The organism is Dyella terrae (assembly GCF_004322705.1).
Taxonomy (GTDB): Bacteria; Pseudomonadota; Gammaproteobacteria; order Xanthomonadales; family Rhodanobacteraceae; genus Dyella_D; species Dyella_D terrae.
In genome coordinates this window covers 1,723,773-1,741,708 of record NZ_SIZZ01000001.1, presented here as the reverse complement: position 1 = coordinate 1,741,708, position 17,936 = coordinate 1,723,773, and the positions used below count along the sequence as shown (strand labels likewise).

15 protein-coding genes are annotated in these 17,936 nt (G+C 64.5%); 12 read left to right on the top strand and 3 right to left on the bottom strand.

Going from position 1 to position 17,936, the window contains the following annotated elements:
• Positions 1-111: 111 nt before the first annotated feature.
• The 3 genes from upp to EYV96_RS07790 all read right to left on the bottom strand — a co-directional run bounded on the left by upp (position 112) and on the right by EYV96_RS07790 (position 2,860).
• Complete coding sequence (gene upp, locus EYV96_RS07800; RefSeq protein WP_131150872.1) at positions 112-750, bottom strand: uracil phosphoribosyltransferase; 639 nt, start codon at positions 748-750, stop codon at positions 112-114.
• Between the two features lie 123 nt (positions 751-873).
• Positions 874-1,221 carry a PsiF family protein gene (locus tag EYV96_RS07795; RefSeq protein WP_131150871.1) on the bottom strand — a complete coding sequence of 116 codons (348 nt, stop codon included), beginning with the start codon at positions 1,219-1,221 and terminating at the stop codon, positions 874-876.
• A gap of 142 nt (positions 1,222-1,363) precedes the next feature.
• A complete protein-coding gene (locus EYV96_RS07790) occupies positions 1,364-2,860 on the bottom strand; it encodes an aminotransferase class III-fold pyridoxal phosphate-dependent enzyme (protein WP_131150870.1) in 1,497 nt (498 codons plus the stop codon).
• 280 nt (positions 2,861-3,140) lie between these two features.
• On the opposite strand from EYV96_RS07790, the gene EYV96_RS07785 reads away from it, so the two are divergent.
• From EYV96_RS07785 to secF, 12 genes are all read left to right on the top strand, one after another.
• Positions 3,141-4,067, top strand: coding sequence for an ABC transporter ATP-binding protein (locus EYV96_RS07785; RefSeq protein WP_131150869.1), 927 nt, complete (start codon positions 3,141-3,143; stop codon positions 4,065-4,067).
• Complete coding sequence (locus EYV96_RS07780) at positions 4,067-4,867, top strand: ABC transporter permease (protein ID WP_240732369.1); 801 nt, start codon at positions 4,067-4,069, stop codon at positions 4,865-4,867. Before EYV96_RS07785 ends, EYV96_RS07780 begins: the two co-directional genes overlap by 1 nt.
• Before the next feature lie 36 nt (positions 4,868-4,903).
• The gene (locus EYV96_RS07775; protein WP_131150868.1) at positions 4,904-6,073 is read left to right on the top strand and encodes a sensor histidine kinase; all 1,170 of its coding nucleotides are present in this window, start codon (positions 4,904-4,906) and stop codon (positions 6,071-6,073) included.
• Between the two features lie 8 nt (positions 6,074-6,081).
• Entirely contained in the window at positions 6,082-7,236 is a 1,155-nt protein-coding gene (locus EYV96_RS07770; RefSeq protein WP_165488626.1) for a sensor histidine kinase, read from the top strand.
• Positions 7,233-7,835 (top strand): response regulator transcription factor, encoded by a 603-nt coding sequence (locus EYV96_RS07765; RefSeq protein WP_131150866.1) that lies wholly within the window; start codon positions 7,233-7,235, stop codon positions 7,833-7,835. The genes EYV96_RS07770 and EYV96_RS07765 overlap by 4 nt, the downstream gene beginning before the upstream one ends.
• Entirely contained in the window at positions 7,832-9,034 is a 1,203-nt protein-coding gene (locus tag EYV96_RS07760; RefSeq protein ID WP_165488625.1) for a DUF3142 domain-containing protein, read from the top strand. Before EYV96_RS07765 ends, EYV96_RS07760 begins: the two co-directional genes overlap by 4 nt.
• A 65-nt stretch (positions 9,035-9,099) precedes the next feature.
• On the top strand, positions 9,100-11,538 hold the full coding sequence (locus tag EYV96_RS07755; RefSeq protein ID WP_131150864.1) for a hypothetical protein: 2,439 nt from the start codon (positions 9,100-9,102) through the stop codon (positions 11,536-11,538).
• Positions 11,539-11,610: 72 nt separating this feature from the next.
• A complete protein-coding gene (gene queA, locus EYV96_RS07750; RefSeq protein ID WP_131150863.1) occupies positions 11,611-12,645 on the top strand; it encodes a tRNA preQ1(34) S-adenosylmethionine ribosyltransferase-isomerase QueA in 1,035 nt (344 codons plus the stop codon).
• A gap of 68 nt (positions 12,646-12,713) precedes the next feature.
• Positions 12,714-13,835 carry a tRNA guanosine(34) transglycosylase Tgt gene (tgt, locus tag EYV96_RS07745; protein ID WP_131150862.1) on the top strand — a complete coding sequence of 374 codons (1,122 nt, stop codon included), beginning with the start codon at positions 12,714-12,716 and terminating at the stop codon, positions 13,833-13,835.
• A gap of 315 nt (positions 13,836-14,150) precedes the next feature.
• Positions 14,151-14,492 carry a preprotein translocase subunit YajC gene (gene yajC, locus EYV96_RS07740; RefSeq protein WP_131151540.1) on the top strand — a complete coding sequence of 114 codons (342 nt, stop codon included), beginning with the start codon at positions 14,151-14,153 and terminating at the stop codon, positions 14,490-14,492.
• A gap of 86 nt (positions 14,493-14,578) precedes the next feature.
• Positions 14,579-16,450 (top strand): protein translocase subunit SecD, encoded by a 1,872-nt coding sequence (secD, locus tag EYV96_RS07735; RefSeq protein ID WP_131150861.1) that lies wholly within the window; start codon positions 14,579-14,581, stop codon positions 16,448-16,450.
• 16 nt (positions 16,451-16,466) lie between these two features.
• Complete coding sequence (gene secF / locus EYV96_RS07730; RefSeq protein ID WP_131150860.1) at positions 16,467-17,423, top strand: protein translocase subunit SecF; 957 nt, start codon at positions 16,467-16,469, stop codon at positions 17,421-17,423.
• Positions 17,424-17,936: the final 513 nt, after the last annotated feature.

Here is a 17,936-nt window from a genome sequence, read left to right as displayed (position 1 = left end):
ACAGTTTTCTGACGCCGTCGTGAGGGCGAAGTGGAGGCCGTTCGGAATTGTGATGCAGAGTGTGAAGAAGCGAAGCGATCCGTAAGCATCACTTCGCTTCATGCACGGATATCAGCCTGGCAACTGCTTGGTGCCGAAGATCTTGTCACCCGCGTCGCCAAGACCCGGCAGGATGTAGCCGTGCTCGTTGAGTCGGTCGTCGATCGAGGCGGTATAGATCTCGATATCCGGATGCGCGGCCTCGATGCGCTTGAGGCCTTCGGGCGCCGCGACGAGGAACAGACCCTTGATGCGTTTGCAGCCAGCGGCCTTGAGCATGTCGACGGTGGCAACAAGAGTGCCTGCCGTGGCGAGCATCGGATCGACGATCAGCGCGATGCGTTCATCCATGCGGCCGGTGAGCTTTTCGTAGTACGCGATGGGCTGAAGTGTTTCTTCGTCACGCTGCAGGCCGACCACGCTGACCTTGGCCGCAGGGATCATATCGAGCACGCCGGTAAGCATGCCCAGGCCCGCGCGAAGGATCGGGACGATCGTGATTTTCTTGCCCTTGATCTGATGCACCGTCAGCGGGCCCGCCCAGCCGTCGATGTGCTTGTCCACCGTCTCCAGGTCCTTGGTCGCTTCATAGGTAAGCAAGGCGGCGACTTCAGAGGCCAGTTCGCGGAATTCCTTGGTACTGATGCCCGCGCGGCGCATCAGGCCAAGCTTGTGCTGGATGAGGGGGTGGCTGACTTCGACGATTTTCATGGGGCGACCTGCAGGGCTGTGCCGGCCATTGTCGCGCAGCCGTGTGCCCGGGGCGAGAAGTCCGCCGGCTCACGTGCGCGGGAAGCCCTGCAGCGCACGTGAGCCGGCGGCCGGGTCTTGCGATTACGGATGCGCCGCCGCGTCGCCCTTCAGGCAGCTGCTCATGAACTGCTTGCGCGCGTCGCCCTTGAGGCTCTTGGCCTGCGGGTCGGCGTTACAAGCTTTCATCTTTTCCTGCTGGGTCATGGGCTTGGCGGCCGGGGTGGCGTCGCCCTTGAGGCAGGCGCTCATGAAGGCCTTGTGCTCGTCGCCCTTTTTGCCCGCGGCCTGCTTGTTGCAGTCGGACATGCGCTGCTGCTGCGGGGTCAGTTCCTTCTTGGCCGGCGCGGTGGTGCTCTGCGGGCCGGCGAACGCGGTGGATGCAAAGGCCAGGGCGACGCTGGCAACCAACAGACTGGTACGCAAGGACATGGCAATACCCTCGGGAGATGACCGGCGAGTGCCGGCGTCGCAGAGTCTATGCCTGTCGGGGCGACTGGGAAGAGGGTGCCTGCAGGATTCTTAGCATGGATTCATCCGGCGCCCGGGATATCGGGCGCCGGATGTCATTCCATCAGGCCGCTTCGGCCTTGAGCTTGCGCGGGCCCTGAAGCAGGGCGTGGCGCACGCTGGCAACCACCAGGTCGACTTCGGCGCTGGTCACATTGAAGTGCGGCGTGAAGCGCAGCGAGTTGACGCCACCGTGGATGACGCCGATGCCGCGCTCGCGCAGGAACTCTTCCGTGGAGCCGGCGCCGTAGCACTTGAACTCCGGCGAAAGCTCGCAGGAAAACAGCAGGCCGGTGCCCTGCACCTTGGTGATCAAGCCGCCCAGCTCGTTCTTCAGGCCATTGAGCTTGTCGACGAATTCCTTTCCGCGCTCACGGATATTGGCGCGCACGGCATCGGTCAGCTGACTCATGGTGGCCAGCGCGACTTCGAGCGCGCGCGGGTTCGCAGTCATCGTGTTGCCGTAGATGCCCTTGCGATACAAGCTTGCCGTGCGCTCGCTGACGGCGAGCACCGAGAGCGGATACTGGCCCGCGTTGAGCGCCTTGGAGAAGGTTTCCATGTCCGGTGCCGCCAGATGGCCGAAGCCCGGATAGTCGGTGATCGAAAGTACGCCATGCGCACGCAGGCCGGCCTGGATGGAATCCACCAGCAACATGCTGCCGTGCGCTTCGGTCAGGCGACGGGCGGCCTCGTAGAACTCCGGCGTGACCGCACGACCCGGGTCGCCTTCACCCATGACCGGCTCCAGGAACATCGCCTCGATAAACCAGCCGTGCTTGTCGGCATCGGCGAAGGCGGCTTCGAGTTGCGCGACGTCATAAGGCGCCACAGTGATCAGTGTGTCTTCGTGGCGATAGCTGGCCAGGTGCTGCTGATACGTCTTGCGCGTGGAGTCGGAATACAGCGCCGGCTTTTCGGTACGACCGTGGAACGCGCCCTTCACCGCAAGACGCTTGATCGTGCGCCCGGCATAGCGGCCGCCGGCATCCGTCATCAGCTTCGCATTGACGTCGGCGATGCGGCAGGCCAGCGACACCGACTCGGAGCCGGAGTTGAGGCACAGGTAACGCGCGTAGGGACTGCCGCCACGGGTGTGGCCCAGCTCGGCGTTCAGCGCCCTGGTCAGGCGCATCTGCGCGACATGCGGCGTCATGACGTTGGCCATCACCTGCGGCCGGCTCATCGCTTCGCGAATGACTTCGTCGTTGTGGCCGAAACCGAGCATGCCGTAGCCACCGTTGTCGTGCACGACGGCACCCTTGAGGGTAACCACCCACGGCCCACGCGCGGCGGCCGGCAGATAGGGGTTCACGCCATCATCGGGGTAGAAATTGACGAAGCCCGCTTGCGCCTGAATCATCTGTTCGGCTTCGTCGAGCTTGAGAAAATCGGAAAACTCTTCACGCATCGCGCGATGGATGTCCACCGCTTCCGAGATCGCCTGCGCCAGCTGAGGGTGGCTGGCGGCAAAGCGCTCGATGGTGGCGTCGTCCAGACCGGTGGTCTGCGGCGCGCCGCCGAATTCGCGCAGTTCGCGCAGCTGATCGATCACACCCATGATGATTCCTCCTTCGGATCACGCGAGCCCGTCATGGGGATGACGGACCCGTCGACTTGCAAAAAGAAAACGTCGTGGAAAGAGCACGTGACAAGCCGGTGCTCCCGTTCCAGTCAGGTATGTCGTCCAGCGCGCAGCATGTAACGACGATGTCCCGAGCATATCGCGCCCGCCCTTTGGCCGTAACCCCCGGGATGACGGATGTCATCCGCGCTATCTGACGACGGCGACTGCCCCGCAGGCCTTGCGGTGCCTAGGCTTCTGGGTAACGGAGGGCACCATGAACACTACTGTCGCACCCATCGCGCAACTGTCGTCTGTCGTGAAGCGCTACGGCAACCTCACGGCCGTGGATCAACTGGATTTGATGCTGCATCGCGGCGAACTGCTCGCGTTGCTGGGTCCCAATGGCGCCGGCAAAAGCACCGCCATCGGACTGCTGCTGGGCCTGAATCGGGCCGACGAGGGTAAGGTGGAGCTGTTCGGCCGCGACCCCCAGGACATCATGGCGCGCCGCCGCATCGGGGTCATGCTGCAGGAAGCGGCGCTGCCGGCCACGCTGAAAGTCGGCGAACTCATTCGCGTGACGGCCAGCTACTACCCGGCGCCGCGCAGCCTGCAGGAAAGCGCCGAACTGGCCGGGGTCGCCGATCTGCTCCAGCGCCCCTACGGCAAGTTGTCCGGTGGCCAGAAGCGGCGTGTGCAGTTTGCCCTGGCGCTGTGCGGTCGCCCGGAGCTGCTGTTCCTTGACGAGCCGACCGTCGGCATGGACATCGAGGCGCGGCAGAAACTCTGGGCGGCGATCCGGCACCTGATTTCCGAAGGTTGCAGCGTCGTACTCACCACGCATTATCTGGAAGAAGCCGAAGCGCTCGCCGACCGCGTCTGCGTGATCGCACGCGGCAAGGTGATCAGCGAAGGCACGGTCGATGACCTGCGCGCACGGGTTTCGCTCAAGCGCGTGCGTTGCGTGACGCGACTGCCGATCGAGCAACTGATGCACTGGCCTGACGTCGTCGAGGCGCGCATGGATGCCGGTCGCGCCTGGATGTCCACGGCGAATGCCGAAGCGCTCGTGCGCCGGCTGCTGCACGCCGACGAGCAGCTTTCCGAACTCGAAGTACAGCGCGCCGGCCTGGCCGAAGCGTTCACCGAACTCACGCGCGATGCCGCGCAAGCCAACGATACCGAGCGGGAGGCCGCCTGATGAACACCGTTGCCCAGGTTTTGCCCACGATGTCCGCTGATGCAAGCCACATGCCCCGCAGCCGCGTGCTTCGCGCCTATCTCGAAGAGGCGCGCGCGGAGTGCCTGCGCTATCTGCGCAGCCCCGGGTTCCTCATCCCCACGATGTTGCTGCCGACGGTGTTCTATCTGATGTTCGGCATCTTCCTCGGCAGGGCGAACGGGCCGGATGCCCCGCGCTACCTGCTGGCCGCCTATGGCACGTTCGGTGTGATGGCGCCGGGCCTGTTCGGGTTCGGCCTGGCTCTGGCGATGGAGCGCGACAATGGCCTGCTGACGCTGAAGCGTGCGCTGCCCATGCCACCCAACGCTTACCTGCTGGGCAAGATGTCGATGGCGATGGTGGTGGCGGCGTGCGTGGCCATCTTGCTGCTTTCCATGGCGACATTCCTCGCCCACGTGCCGCTGACCGGAGCGCAGATGCTGGCACTGTTCTTCACCGATATCCTGGGCGTGTTGCCGTTCTGCGCCATGGGCCTGTGGCTGGGCACGCTGCTGAAGGGCCAGGGCGCGCCCAGCCTGGTCAACCTCGTGTATCTGCCGATGTCGTTCCTGTCGGGTCTATGGTTCCCCCTGAACATCATGCCGCGCTTCATCCAGGAGATCGCGCCCATCTGGCCGAGCTACCACCTCAATCGCCTGGCGCTGTCGGCCGTGGGGCTGGGTTCGACCGACGGGACGCTGGTGCGGGTGATCGTGCTCATCGGCTTCACGGTTGCCTTCGTCGGACTGGCTGCGCGCCGCCTGCGTCGCCACGGTTGAAGTAGCATGAGCAGGCGTGTCATCGGGGGTAGGGCAATGGACGTCATTCGTGCGTGGTTTCAGCCGGCCCCGGATTCACGGGTGGCCGCCACTCGCCGGCAGGGCAAGTCATCCGGGGTTGAGGCGGTGCACCTGCTTTGGTCCGCCTGGGTGTTCATCACGCCGGCGCTGGGTGGTCGCTATGACCTGCAGTGGGTGCTGATCACGCTGGTCAGTTACCCGGTCTTCGTCATGCTGTTTGCCAAGACCATGCTGGCGTCACGGCGCACGGCGCCTCGTTACGCGCTGGCCCTTGCCAGCATGGGCATTGCGCTGGCGCCCTGGTATCCCAGTGGCATTGCCTACTTTATCTACGGCTGCGTCACTTCCGCGCTGTCAACCACGCGCGGCTTTCTCCCGCTGCTGTTGCGTCTGATGGTGCTTAACGCCATCTACCTGCTGGTGACCTGGAAAGTGGGTTATCCGTGGCAGGCGATGCTGTCGGTGCCGTGCATGACGCTGATCATCGGATCGGTCAGCTTTGTCGAGCGCATGCAGCATGAGAAGGACGCCGCGCTCAAATTGTCCCAGGATGAAGTGCGTCGCCTCGCGGCCACCGCCGAGCGCGAGCGTATCGGGCGTGACCTTCACGACCTGCTGGGGCACACGCTGTCCCTGATCACGCTGAAGCTCGAACTTGCCCGCAAGCTGCATGATCGCGATCCGGAAGCGGCGCGTCGGGAAGTGGAGGAGGCCGAGAAGGTGGCACGCCACGCACTGGCCGAGGTTCGCTCCGCCGTCACGGGTATACGCGCGACCGACCTGGCTGCCGAGCTGGCATCGGCGCGTCTGCTGCTGGAATCGTCCGGCGTGCATTTCGATTACAACGTGCCGCCGACGGGCATACCGCCGGAGATCGAGCGGAGCCTGTCGCTGGTCATGCGTGAGGCGGCGACGAATATCGCCCGCCATGCGCAGGCCAGTCGCGCGCGCATTGAGCTGTCGCGTGACGACCATGTCCTGCGCCTGTGCATCAATGACGATGGTCGCGGTGGCATCGTCGAAGACGGCAACGGGTTATGCGGCATGCGTGAGCGCATACGCGGCATCGGTGGAAACCTGAGCATCGACTCACCGCGAGGACGCGGTACGACGCTGCTGGTGACCGTGCCACTCCAGCAACACCTGCATTCGCCGGCGCTGCCGCCAGCGACGCACGCCGCCTGATGATCCGCATGCTTACCCCGCGACCGGATTCGCTGCTGGGGCAGTTGAATTCGCCCATGCACCTGATTCGTGCCGCGTTCGGACAATCGCTGTGGCTGATCGTGCTGTTCCTGGTGCCCTGGGGCGCACGCGGCTTCGCCTGGTTCTGGTTCCTGCCGACGCTGGCCAGCGTGGCGGTGTACCTGTACCTGCACGCCCAGGTATTCCTCGGGCCCATGCGTCGCCTCGTTTGGTATGCCGCCGGCATGGTCCTGCTCGGACTGGCCGTATGGCCGGTCAACAGCGTGGGCTTCGGGTACCTGATCTGTGCCGGTTCGGCCTTGTCGACGGCGCGCTCGCTGAAGCACTGGCTGGTCGGGGTGGTGCTGATCACCCTGATTTCGCTGCCGATGGTGTTGTGGCTGCAGGCGCCGATGTGGGTGATGCTGGTGGTGCTGGTGTCGGGCATTCTTGGCGGTTCGAACAATTACCTTTACATCCGCAACTTGCGAAAGGATGCCCAGCTGCGTCTTTCGCAGGATGAAGTTCGCCGGCTTGCCACGCTGGCCGAACGCGAACGCATCGGCCGTGACCTGCATGACTTGTTGGGTCACACCTTGTCCCTGGTGGCAATCAAGTCCGAGCTGGCACGACGGCTGGCCATCAAGGATCCGGAGCGAGCGCAGCGGGAGATGACCGAAGTTGAGCGCGTCGCGCGGCACGCGCTTTCCGAAGTGCGCGCGGCGGTGACCGGCATGCGGCGCAGCGATCTTGCAGCAGAGCTGGTGTCGGCGCGCCTGATGCTCGAGGCATCGGGCGTGTCGTTCGAAGCGGCGTTTCCGGCGGGCATGTGCCTGCCGGCATCGATCGAAACGTCGCTCGCGCTGGTGCTGCGCGAAGCCGTGACGAATATCCACCGCCATGCCGATGCGCGAACGGCATGGGTCACCTTTGCGCTCGATGACGGGGCGTTTCGCATGTGCATCAGGGATAACGGGCGCGGCGGTCTCGGGGCGCACGGCAATGGCGTGAGCGGGATGCGCGAACGCGTGCGCGCCTTGCACGGCACGCTGGACATTGATTCGCCGCCGCGTCGCGGAACCACCCTGTCGGTTTGCGTGCCCGTCAACGAAGCCACGGCCGGCCACGTGCCGGAAGAAGATACAACGAGGACGTTTGCATGATTCGAGTGATGCTGGCCGAGGATCAGGCCATGGTGCGTGGCGCGTTGTCGGCGCTGCTCAACCTGGAGTCGGATATCGAAGTGCTGGGCTCCGCCGCGGATGGCGAGGCCGCGTGGCGCGAGCTGCAGCGGCTGAAGCCTGACGTGCTGGTGACCGACATCGAGATGCCGGGGCTGACCGGGCTCGAGCTGGCGCAGCGGATTCAGCGCCACGAATTGCCGATGAAGGTCATCATCGTGACCACGTTTGCGCGCCCGGGCTTCCTGCGTCGCGCGCTGGACGCCGGCGTATCGGGTTATCTGCTGAAGGACGCTCCGGCCGAGAACCTCGCTGAAGCCTTGCGCATGGTTCATCGCGGTGGCCGTGCGATCGATCCCCAACTTGCGCTGGAAGCATGGTCAGAAGCGGATCCGCTGAACGATCGTGAGCGGCAGGTTTTGCGCCTGGCAGGCGAAGGGCAATCGGCGAGCGATATCGCCACGCAGTTGAACCTTTCGCATGGCACGGTGCGCAATTACCTTTCCGAAGCGATCGGCAAGCTGGGTGCGACCAATCGCATCGAGGCTTATCGCCTGGCGCGTCAGAAGGGTTGGCTTTGATTTCACCGCGTGCGCGCTGGCTGATCGGCGTGCTGCTCGGCGTCGTGCTGTCGGCCTGCCACCACCCGGTGACATCGATCGAGAACGACGCGTACGTATGGCAGCGTCAATGGAACGCCCCGGTGCGCGAAGCCGTCCTGCGCTCGGCCGACCTGGTAAGTCACTGGCGCGTGCTTGCGGCCCAGCTCGATGCGAAGGGGCACTGGGTGGACGTGGCGTACGACCGCGCGACGCTGGCGAAAGCAGGCAAGCCGGTGATCCTTGTCGTGCGCATCGACGGGCAGTTGAGCGAATGGCATGCGGATGAGGTCATCGCCCATGTTTTGGCGCTCCGCGCGCAAGCGGATGGATGGCGGGTGTCGGGCATCGAGATCGATCACGACTGCGCCACGTCAAAGCTGACGGCCTATACCTCATTGCTGATGCGACTACGCCAGGCACTCGGTGACGCGACTTCGCTCTCGATCACTGCGCTGCCGACCTGGATCGGGTCTCCTTCACTCGGCCCCCTGCTGGCGCAAGTCGACGACGTGGTGCTTCAGGTGCATGCCGTGCAGTCGCCGACGGCTGGATTGTTCGACCCGGCGCTTGCGAAAGTGTGGGTGGATCGGTTCGCAGCCATCGCACCGCACGGTTTTCATGTCGCCTTGCCTGCCTATGGCACGCGCGTGAGCTGGGACGCGCAGGGCCGGCCGGTCGCCATCGCGAGTGAAACGTCCACGCTTGACGGGGCGGATGACGGACACGAGCTTGCCGCCACGCCGCAGCAAGTGGCAACGCTGCTATCCGCCTGGCGCCACGAGCCGCCGAAAGGGTGGCGCGGCGTCGCCTGGTTTCGATTGCCGACGTCGCAGGATGCGCGTGCCTGGAGTCCCGGGACGTGGCGTGCCGTCGTGGAAGGGAGGGCGCTCGAGCCCGCGCTCAGCGTACAGTGGCGACCCAACCCGAACACCGGTTCGCTGGACGTCGTGCTGCGCAATGACAGCGAGTTTGATACCGAGTTACCTGGGCGCATCGCGCTCCCTGCGTCATGCACCCTGGCTGATGGTGCCAATGGCTACATGCTCGACACGAGGACGCACGCCTTGACGCTGGCGCAGTCGGGGTGGTTGCGTGGTCAGGGGGAGCGCATCATCGGCTGGGTCCGATGCCCGATGGATTCAGTGCCCGGGGCGGTGACGCTGAACGCTCGCCCGTGAGTAGATCGCGGGTCCCCATCGATTTGTCGCATCATTCGCGCATGCAACGCCAGATAGGGATATTCATGAACAAGCGTGTGTGGCTGTCGCTCGCCATCGTGGCGGGCGCGGCGGGCGTGGCCGCCTGGGCCTGCGGTCCGGACTTTCCCAGTCAGTTGCTTGATCGTCGCGAGCAGAACCTCAAGGCCACGCCGCGCAACAGCTTTGCCTTCGAGGCGAACCAATGGGTGCCGCCAACGGGCCAGTTCTTCGTGCGCGAAGACGGCGACGCATTCGATGCTCCGCCTGCGACGAGCGAAGCCCGGTCAAATGGCCTGACGGAGGCGCAGTGGACACGCGTCAAAGCGCTGCGGGAGGCCGATGCGGGCTCGACGGCTTATGCCGACGGCAAGGATTTGCCTGAGGATCTTCGGCTCTACTCCGCTGGCGCCGTGGATGTCGCGTTGGCCCAGCGCGCATGTGCTCCGGCGCGCAACGACGGCGATGACGCCTCCGCGGTGGACGCTGCCCCCTCATGCGACGCCTTTGCCGCGCCGTCGATGGGCCCGGCATTGGAGTCCTTCCAGAAAGTGCTGGCCTTGCCCGCCGACAAAAACCGCACGCGCGCTGCCTGGGCAGCTTTTATGATCGGGCGTATCCATGCTCAGCGCGCCATGGCGCAGGCGGGCCAGCATGATGTGTTCCTTCAGGAGCGTGATGCCGCGACAGCGGCTTTCGTGGCGACCCGTCGCCTGGTGACTGAAGGGGCTGACGATTCGCAGGGCCTGGCCGTGGCCAGCCTGGGCGAGCAGGCCCGGCTGTTCCTCCTTGATGGCAAGACGATCTGCGATTGGCGAGGGCTGGTGCGCGACCATGGTTGCGGGCCGGGTATGGCGCCGGATGATTTCAAGCATGCCGTCGCGCTGTATGCCGCTCAGGCCGGTTACGGATCGCGTGCCGCCGTGGAATCGTTGGCGGCGATGGCACAGAACGTGTTGCGTGACGACAAGCGAGTCGCCGCGGTGATCGACGATCCCATTTCCCAGCGTGCGCTCGTCGCGTATGCGCTTGCACGCATGGGGGATGATGCAGGCGACAGCGTTTCCCCGCAGGCACGGGCTACCACCGCCCGCCTGCGGGCGCTGGTAGCCGCCATCGAAGCGCGCGACCTTGGTGAAGTGGCAGGCGCGGATCGTCTTGCGGCGCTGGCCTATCGCACGGGGCGTTACGATTTTGCCGCGAGGCTCGTGGGTAAGTCGCAAGGCGCGCTTGCAAGCTGGGTAGCCGCGAAACTTGCCCTGCAGAAGGGTGATCTCGCTGCGGCGGCCGCAGCGTATGCCGACGCTGCGCGCGCTTTCCCCAAGGCGAACGATCCCCAGGCAGCACTTGAGCCTTCCAATGTATTGCTGGCGAAGGGTGAGCAAGGCGTGCTGTCGCTCGGACGCGGCGAATACCTGCAGGCCATGGGGTTTCTTTACGTCGCCGCACAGGGGGTGGGTGCTGATGGCAACGTGCACGTCGAAGACGCCAGCGGCGGTGCCGGGTACGGTAACGACGCGATGTATATCGCCGAGCGCGTGCTGAGCATCGATGAGCTGAAGGGTTTCGTCGATGCTCAGGTACCCGCTTCGCCGGTGCCCAAACCCGCCACGCCTGCGACCTCGGCCGATGACGAGTACGCGAGCTACGTGCCCACGCCGCTGGCTGACAACCTGCGCTGGCTGTTGGCGCGCCGGATGATGCGCGCCGGCCGTTACGACGACGCCATCGGCTATTTCCCCGCCAGCGGCGACACGCGGTTCGGCGACGTGGACATGCCGGCCAAGGCGCGCCAGTTTGCCGAGGCGGTGCGCGACGGCGAACATGCCTGGACGGACAATGCGAAAGCCCAGGCCCGTTACATGGCGGCGACGATCGAGCGCGATCAGGGCATGGAGCTGTTCGGTTACGAACAGGCGCCCGATTTCAGCGACAACGGCGGCAGCTACCAGGGAGGCAGCGGCCATTCGCTGGACGATCTCAAGCAGTCGTTCGTCACCACTGGCGAGCGCGAGCGCTTCGTCCGAACCACCGCCAAGCCGGATCGACGATTCCACTATCGCTACCTGGCCGCCGATCGTGCCGCCAGCGCAGCCGACCTGTTGCCGGCGCGGTCGCAGGCGTTCGCCGCTGTCCTGTGCAAAGCCACCGGCTGGATGCTGGAAGGGCCGCCGGATTACGAAGACAACTACGAGCATTACGGCCAGCCTGCACCGACCCAGCCGCCGGAACGCCTGCGTCGGGCGCAGGCGCTTTATGCGCGCTATGTGAAGGAGGGGCCCTATGTCGACTGGGCGACCAACTTCGGCCGCAATTGCGAGGAACCTGATTTCGCGCGCGCCAGGCACCTCCAGTGGCGGCTGGCCATCGACGGCGGCAAGCAATGGCTCAGGCGGCATGGGCTGCCCGGCGGGGGCGTGGTGCTGGTCGCATTGGTGGCCGCGGGCCTGTTGTGGCGCCGACGACGGGGCCAAAGGGTTGCTTAAGGTGCCGTTCGCGCGGCGGTGCGGGATAATGGCCCGTTACCGCCGCGCACCGCGCCGCCGCCGAGTCCTGCCTTGAAGAAGTCCGATTTCGATTTTGACCTGCCTCCTGAACTGATCGCCCAGGCGCCGCTGCCCGAGCGTTCGGCCAGCCGCCTGCTGCTTCTGGATGTCGAGCGCAAGGCGCTTGAAGACCGGATGTTCCGTGACCTGCCTGGTCTGCTTCGCGCAGGTGACTTGCTCGTGTTCAACGACACGCGCGTGTTGCCGGCGCGTCTTTATGGCCGCAAGGAAAGCGGCGGCGCCGTGGAAATCCTGATCGAGCGCGTTACCGGCGCGCATGAGGCCACGGTCCAGCTGGGTGTGAGCAAGAAGCCGAAAGAGGGCGGGCGCATTGAACTTGCCGACGGCAGCTTCGCCACGGTGCTGGGGCGCGATGGCGCTTTCTTCCGGCTGCGCTTCGAATCGCCTGATCCGCTGGAGCGCCTGTTGCTCCGCCTCGGCGAAATGCCGCTGCCGCCCTACATCGAACGCCATGCCGATGCCTCCGATCTCGAGCGTTACCAGACGGTTTTCGCCCGAGAACCCGGAGCCGTCGCCGCGCCCACGGCGGGCCTGCACTTCGACGAGCCCATGCTGCAGAAGTTGCGCGACCTGGGCGTTGAGTTTGGTTACGTCACCTTGCATGTCGGCGCCGGGACTTTCCAGCCCGTGCGCGCGGATGACATCAAAGATCACCAGATGCATCGCGAGTGGCTCAACGTGGGCGCGAGCCTCGTCGAGCAGATTCGCCGCACGCGTGCCAATGGCGGGCGCGTCATCGCGGTCGGGACGACGGTGGTGCGCGCGCTCGAAAGCGCCGTTCGCGACGGCGAGCTGCAGCCGTTTGCCGGTGAAACCCAGATCTTCATCTTCCCCGGTTACCAGTTCACCAGCATCGACGGACTGATCACCAACTTCCATTTGCCGCAGTCGACCCTGCTGATGCTGGTGTCGGCGCTGGCGGGACGGGATTTCGTACTGGACGCCTATCGGCATGCCGTTGAGCAGCGCTATCGGTTCTTCTCTTACGGCGATGCCATGGCGATCCTGCCCCCGGCCAGGGACTGACGGGGTGGGGCGCGGCCCCGATACCGGCCGAAGGGGCACCGTGGCGCCCGATCGGCGATAATCGCCCCATGACTTCCCTCCAATTCGACATTTCCGCCACCGACGGCGCGGCCCGGCGTGGTCGCCTGACCTTTGCCCGTGGCACCGTGGAAACACCGGCCTTCATGCCGGTGGGCACCTATGGCTCCGTCAAGGCGATGACCCCGCGGGACATCACCGATATCGGTGCCGAAATCATCCTGGGCAACACGTTCCATCTGTTCCTGCGCCCAGGCCTGGAGATCGTCGAGCAGTTCGGCGGCCTGCATAAGTTCATCGGCTGGGACAAGCCGATCCTTACCGACTCCGGTGGTTTCCAGGTTTTCTCCCTGGCCCATAAGCGCAAGATCACCGAGGAAGGCGTGACCTTTGCCTCGCCGGTCGACGGTTCGAAGGTATTCCTGTCGCCGGAAGAGTCCATGCGCATCCAGAAGACGCTGGATTCGGACGTGGTGATGATCTTCGACGAGTGCACGCCGTACCCCGCGACGGAGAAGGTGGCCTCGACCTCGATGGAGCTGAGCCTGCGCTGGGCCGAGCGTTCGCGCCGCGCCTTCGACGATCTGAAGAACCCCAACTCGCTGTTCGGCATCGTGCAGGGGAGTGTGTACGAGAACCTGCGTCGCCGATCGGCCGAGGGGCTGGTGGGCATTGGCTTCGACGGCTATGCCGTGGGCGGCCTGGCCGTGGGCGAGCCGGAGGCCGAGCGCAATCACACGCTCGACTTCACGGTGCCGCTGCTGCCGCAGGACAAACCGCGCTACCTGATGGGCGTGGGTCGTCCGGAGGACATCGTCGAAGCGGTGCGCCGTGGCATCGACATGTTCGACTGCGTGATGCCCACGCGTAACGCGCGCAACGGCTTCCTGTTCACCGACCAGGGCACGCTGCGCATCCGCAATGCGAAGTTCGCCATGGATACGCGGGTGATCGAAGAGGGGTGCGACTGCTACGCATGCAGCAACGGCTTCAGCCGCGCCTACCTGCGCCATCTGGACCGCTGCAACGAGATCCTCGGCAGCCAGTTGGCCACCATGCACAACCTGCGTCATTACCAGCGCCTGATGGCGGGGCTGCGCGGCGCCATCGCGGATGGCAAGCTGGACGACTTCGTGGCGGAGTTCTACGCCAGGCGGCAGGCGGGGACCTGAGGAAGGGCTCGGCCCTGCGTCTCCCCGCGTGAAGCCCTCCGGACCGGCCGCTGCGCGTTGGGGCCCGGTTCGACCCGCGGTCGCAAGGCCCGTGAGAACCTCTGCGGGATCCTGCGGTCCCAGCCCCGGGTCGGGCGAGAATGTGTGACGCGCCCTTGCATCTGACCCGATCACCCGCCATAAGCTTGGTCGGATTGCCTTCACATTGCCTTAAGGCGCCGTGCTAAGGCCCCGGGGGGCATGGCATAATCCAAGACCTTTTATCAGGCGTTCGGGGGAAATTCCTTTGAATGCCGCTATTTGCGAGACAAGATGATGAATCTTCCGACCTCCTTCCTGATCGCCCAGGCCGCTCCTGCTGCGGGTGGTGCTGCCGCGCCGAACCCGATCATGACCTTCCTGCCGCTGATCGTGCTCTTTGCGGTGTTCTACTTCCTCATGATCCGCCCGCAGATGAAGCGCCAGAAGGAGCACCGCAACATGGTCTCCGCGCTGTCGAAGGGCGACGAAGTGGTGACCAATGGCGGCATCGCCGGTCGCGTCGACGAAGTGGGCGAGTCGTTCCTCACCGTCGAGATCGCTCCGAACGTGAAGATCAAGGTGCAGAAGGGCGCCGTGTCGCAGGTGCTGCCCAAGGGCACGCTGAAGACGTCCTGATTCGGTACGGGGCGAGGGGCCCCGTATCTCTTTGAAGAAAACGCTACCGCCGTGGCCTCAGGCCGCGGCATTGACGGATGCAAGGCATGAGTGATTTTCCTCGCTGGAAATACGCGCTGGTCGCCATAGTGTTGGTGGTCGGCATCATCTACGCGTTGCCCAATGTGTTCATGCCGGTGCCCGCCGTGCAGGTCACGGCCAATCGCAATGGCGTGGTGGACCAGGCGCTCGAGCAGAAGGTGATCGCTGCCCTCAAGCAGCAGAATGTCGCCTACTCGAACATCGAGATCGCCAAGGACCACGTGCTGGCGAGCTTCGCCAATGGCGACGTGCAGAAGAGCGCATCGGACGCCATCAAGGCGGCCCTGGGCGACGACTACACGGTGGCGTTCAACCTCAAGTCGACGGTGCCGTCCTGGCTCACGTCCATCGGCGCGCGTTCCATGCCGCTGGGCCTGGACTTGCAGGGTGGCGTGCACTTCCTGATGGAAGTGGACCAGAACGACGTGATCGACAAGCAGGAAACGCGCTACGCGGATGACATCCGCAGCATGCTGCGCGAAAAGAACATTCGTTACGACTCCGTCGCGCGCAACTCGGTGCGTGGCCAGGGCGTGTCGATCATCCTTCGTTCTGCCGAAGACCGCACTGCAGCGGGCAACGCCATTGCGCAGGAATACCCGGACCTCGCCACGCAGGATGGCGCCAGCACTGGCGACCGCTACGTGCTCAATGCGCTGCTGCGTCCGAACAAGATCCGCGAGCTTTCGCTCAACGCCGTGCGCCAGAACCTTGGCACGCTGCGTAACCGTATCAACGCACTGGGCGTGTCCGAGCCGATCATCCAGCAGCAGGGCGACAGCCGCATCATCGTCGAGCTGGCCGGCGTGCAGGATACGGCCGAGGCCAAGAAGCTGATCGGCGCCGTTGCCACGCTGGAATACCGTGGCGGCTACGGCCAGCCGCAGCAGGCCATCGAAGCCGCCCGTACCGGCAACATCCCGCCGGATGCCCGCCTGTACAAGGGTCGCCAGGGCGAGCCCTACCTGCTGAGCAAGAAGGTCATCGTCACCGGTGACGAACTGGCCGACGCCGCTTCCGGTGTCGATCAGCAGTCGGGCCGCCCCAAGGTGGACGTCACGCTGAGCGCCGCCGGCGCCAAGAAGATGCTCGACTACACCAGCGCCAATGTCGGCAAGCCGATGGGCGTGGTCTACGTCGAGCGCGTGTTCGAGACCAAGCTGGTCGATGGCAAGGAAGTGCGTACGCCCAAGATCACCGAAGAGGTGATCAGCTACGCCACCGTGCAGGGTGTGTTCGGCAAGAATTTCCAGACCACGGGCCTGGCCAGCACCAAGGAAGCCTCCGAGCTGGCGCTGTTGCTGAAAGGCGGTTCGCTGGCTGCTCCGATCGACATCGTCGAGGAGCGCGTGATCGGACCGAGCCTGGGTCAGGACAACATCTCCAAGGGACTCAACGCCGTGCTGATCGGCCTGGGCCTGGTGCTGCTGGCCGCGGCGATCTACTACAAGCTCTTCGGCCTCGTCGCCGACGTGGCGCTGTTTTTCAACCTGGTGCTGCTGGTCGCTGTGATGTCGGCGGTGGGCGTGACGCTCACCATGCCGGGCATCGCCGGTATCGTGCTGACCCTGGGTATGGCGATCGACGCCAACGTGCTGATCTGCGAACGCGTGCGTGAGGAACTGCGCAACGGTTCGTCGCCGCATGCGTCGATCCGCGCCGGTTACGACAAGGCGTGGGCGACCATTCTCGACGCCAACGTGACCCACCTGATTGCCGCGCTCGCCCTGACCACGATGGGCTCGGGCCCGATCAAGGGCTTCGGCGTCACGCTGCTGATCGGCATCCTGACCTCGATGTTCACCTCGGTGACGGTGACGCATGCCATCACGGCGGCGATTCATCACGGTCGCAAGCTCAAGACGCTGTCGGTCTGAAGAGGAACAGACACACATGGAAATCTTCAACCACAACAGCAACATCAACTTCCTGGGCATGCGCAAGTTCAGCATCGGCCTCGCCGTGCTGCTGATGCTCGCGTCTATCGTCCTGATCGCCACGCGCGGCCTGGATTACGGCCTGGACTTCACCGGCGGCGTTTCCGCCGAAGTGGCCTACACGCAGCCGGTAGCGATCGGCGACGTGCGTGAAGCACTCGCCAAGGCGGGCATGGAGCACGCCGTGGTGCAGAGCCTGGGCGGCACCAGGGAAGTCTCCATCCGCCTGCAGCCCACGCAGGCGATGATGGACGATGGCGGCAAGGTGAACCTGGACAAGGTCTCCGACGTGATCGGCAAGGCCCTGCACGCCTCGCGTGCCGATGCCTCGATCAAGAGCCGCTCCTCCGTGAGCTCCCAGGTCGGTGACGAGCTGCGCAGCGATGGCGTGATTGCGGCCATCTTCGTCATCGTCGGCATCGGCCTCTACCTGTGGATCCGTTTCGAACGCCGCTTCGCCATCGCCGCACTGGCGACCGAAGTGCACGACGTCCTGCTGACGCTGGGCATCCTGGTGCTGATGAAGCGTGAGTTCGACCTGACCGTGCTGGCCTCGGTGCTGGCGGTGATCGGTTATTCGATCAACGACAAGGTGGTGGTGTTCGACCGTATCCGCGAACTGTTTCGCCTCGCCCGCAAGGCCGAGCCGGTGGACGTGCTCAATCGTTCGATCAACACCACGCTGTCGCGAACGATCATCACGTCATTGTTCACCGGCATCACCATGGCGGCCCTGTACTTCATCGGTGGCCCCGTGGTTCACGGCTTTGCCGTCACCATGCTCATCGGCATCGTGGTCGGTACGCTGTCCTCGATCTTCGTGGCCAGCCCGATCCTGTTGTGGCTGGGCGTGTCCAAGAAGGACCTGATGCCGCAGACCAAGGAAAATCCCGAGCTGGCGCGCCGGCCCTGATCAGGGCCTCACCGCTCGATATTTAGAAACGGCCCGGATTATTCCGGGCCGTTTTTTATTGCGATCGGGAAAATCACCAGGTAATCGGATTCTTTCCCAAAAGACATTGACTTGCGGGTAACACACTTTTGCGTGACCGCCGCGTGAAGTGCTGAAAGTCATAGGCCATCAGTAAGGCCTAGTCGCATGTTCTTACGGCAAAAATACGCGACGCAATGAGTGCCTCAATACGTTGATTCGTAATTACCCGGGTGCCAAATCGTGGGTTATGGCGCTCGGAACCCGCGAGATTACGGGTTTCATTAATTAATTGTTGACTTCTCGTGAGCGACCGTCTTATGTTCGGAATGTTCCTGTCACGACAGTTCAACGACAGACTGATTTGGTCCCGATTGGGGCCGCAAGAAGTCGTGGTCCTGGCGGGGCATGCAGAGGGTGGTCTGCAAAGGGGGATTCCTTTCAGACGCATGACTTTGCAGAAGTTTGGCCTGCTGCGTATCGCAGTGCGGTATG

Excerpts from the sequence above, each read along its gene's own strand:
- upp (WP_131150872.1), bottom strand. The coding sequence starts at position 750 with ATGAAAATCGTCGAAGTCAGCCACCCCCTCATCCAGCACAAGCTTGGC.
- EYV96_RS07795 (WP_131150871.1), bottom strand. The coding sequence starts at position 1,221 with ATGTCCTTGCGTACCAGTCTGTTGGTTGCCAGCGTCGCCCTGGCCTTT.
- EYV96_RS07790 (WP_131150870.1), bottom strand. The coding sequence starts at position 2,860 with ATGGGTGTGATCGATCAGCTGCGCGAACTGCGCGAATTCGGCGGCGCG.
- EYV96_RS07785 (WP_131150869.1), top strand. The coding sequence starts at position 3,141 with ATGAACACTACTGTCGCACCCATCGCGCAACTGTCGTCTGTCGTGAAG.
- EYV96_RS07780 (WP_240732369.1), top strand. The coding sequence starts at position 4,067 with ATGAACACCGTTGCCCAGGTTTTGCCCACGATGTCCGCTGATGCAAGC.
- EYV96_RS07775 (WP_131150868.1), top strand. The coding sequence starts at position 4,904 with ATGGACGTCATTCGTGCGTGGTTTCAGCCGGCCCCGGATTCACGGGTG.
- EYV96_RS07770 (WP_165488626.1), top strand. The coding sequence starts at position 6,082 with ATGCTTACCCCGCGACCGGATTCGCTGCTGGGGCAGTTGAATTCGCCC.
- EYV96_RS07765 (WP_131150866.1), top strand. The coding sequence starts at position 7,233 with ATGATTCGAGTGATGCTGGCCGAGGATCAGGCCATGGTGCGTGGCGCG.
- EYV96_RS07755 (WP_131150864.1), top strand. The coding sequence starts at position 9,100 with ATGAACAAGCGTGTGTGGCTGTCGCTCGCCATCGTGGCGGGCGCGGCG.
- tgt (WP_131150862.1), top strand. The coding sequence starts at position 12,714 with ATGACTTCCCTCCAATTCGACATTTCCGCCACCGACGGCGCGGCCCGG.
- yajC (WP_131151540.1), top strand. The coding sequence starts at position 14,151 with ATGAATCTTCCGACCTCCTTCCTGATCGCCCAGGCCGCTCCTGCTGCG.
- secD (WP_131150861.1), top strand. The coding sequence starts at position 14,579 with ATGAGTGATTTTCCTCGCTGGAAATACGCGCTGGTCGCCATAGTGTTG.
- secF (WP_131150860.1), top strand. The coding sequence starts at position 16,467 with ATGGAAATCTTCAACCACAACAGCAACATCAACTTCCTGGGCATGCGC.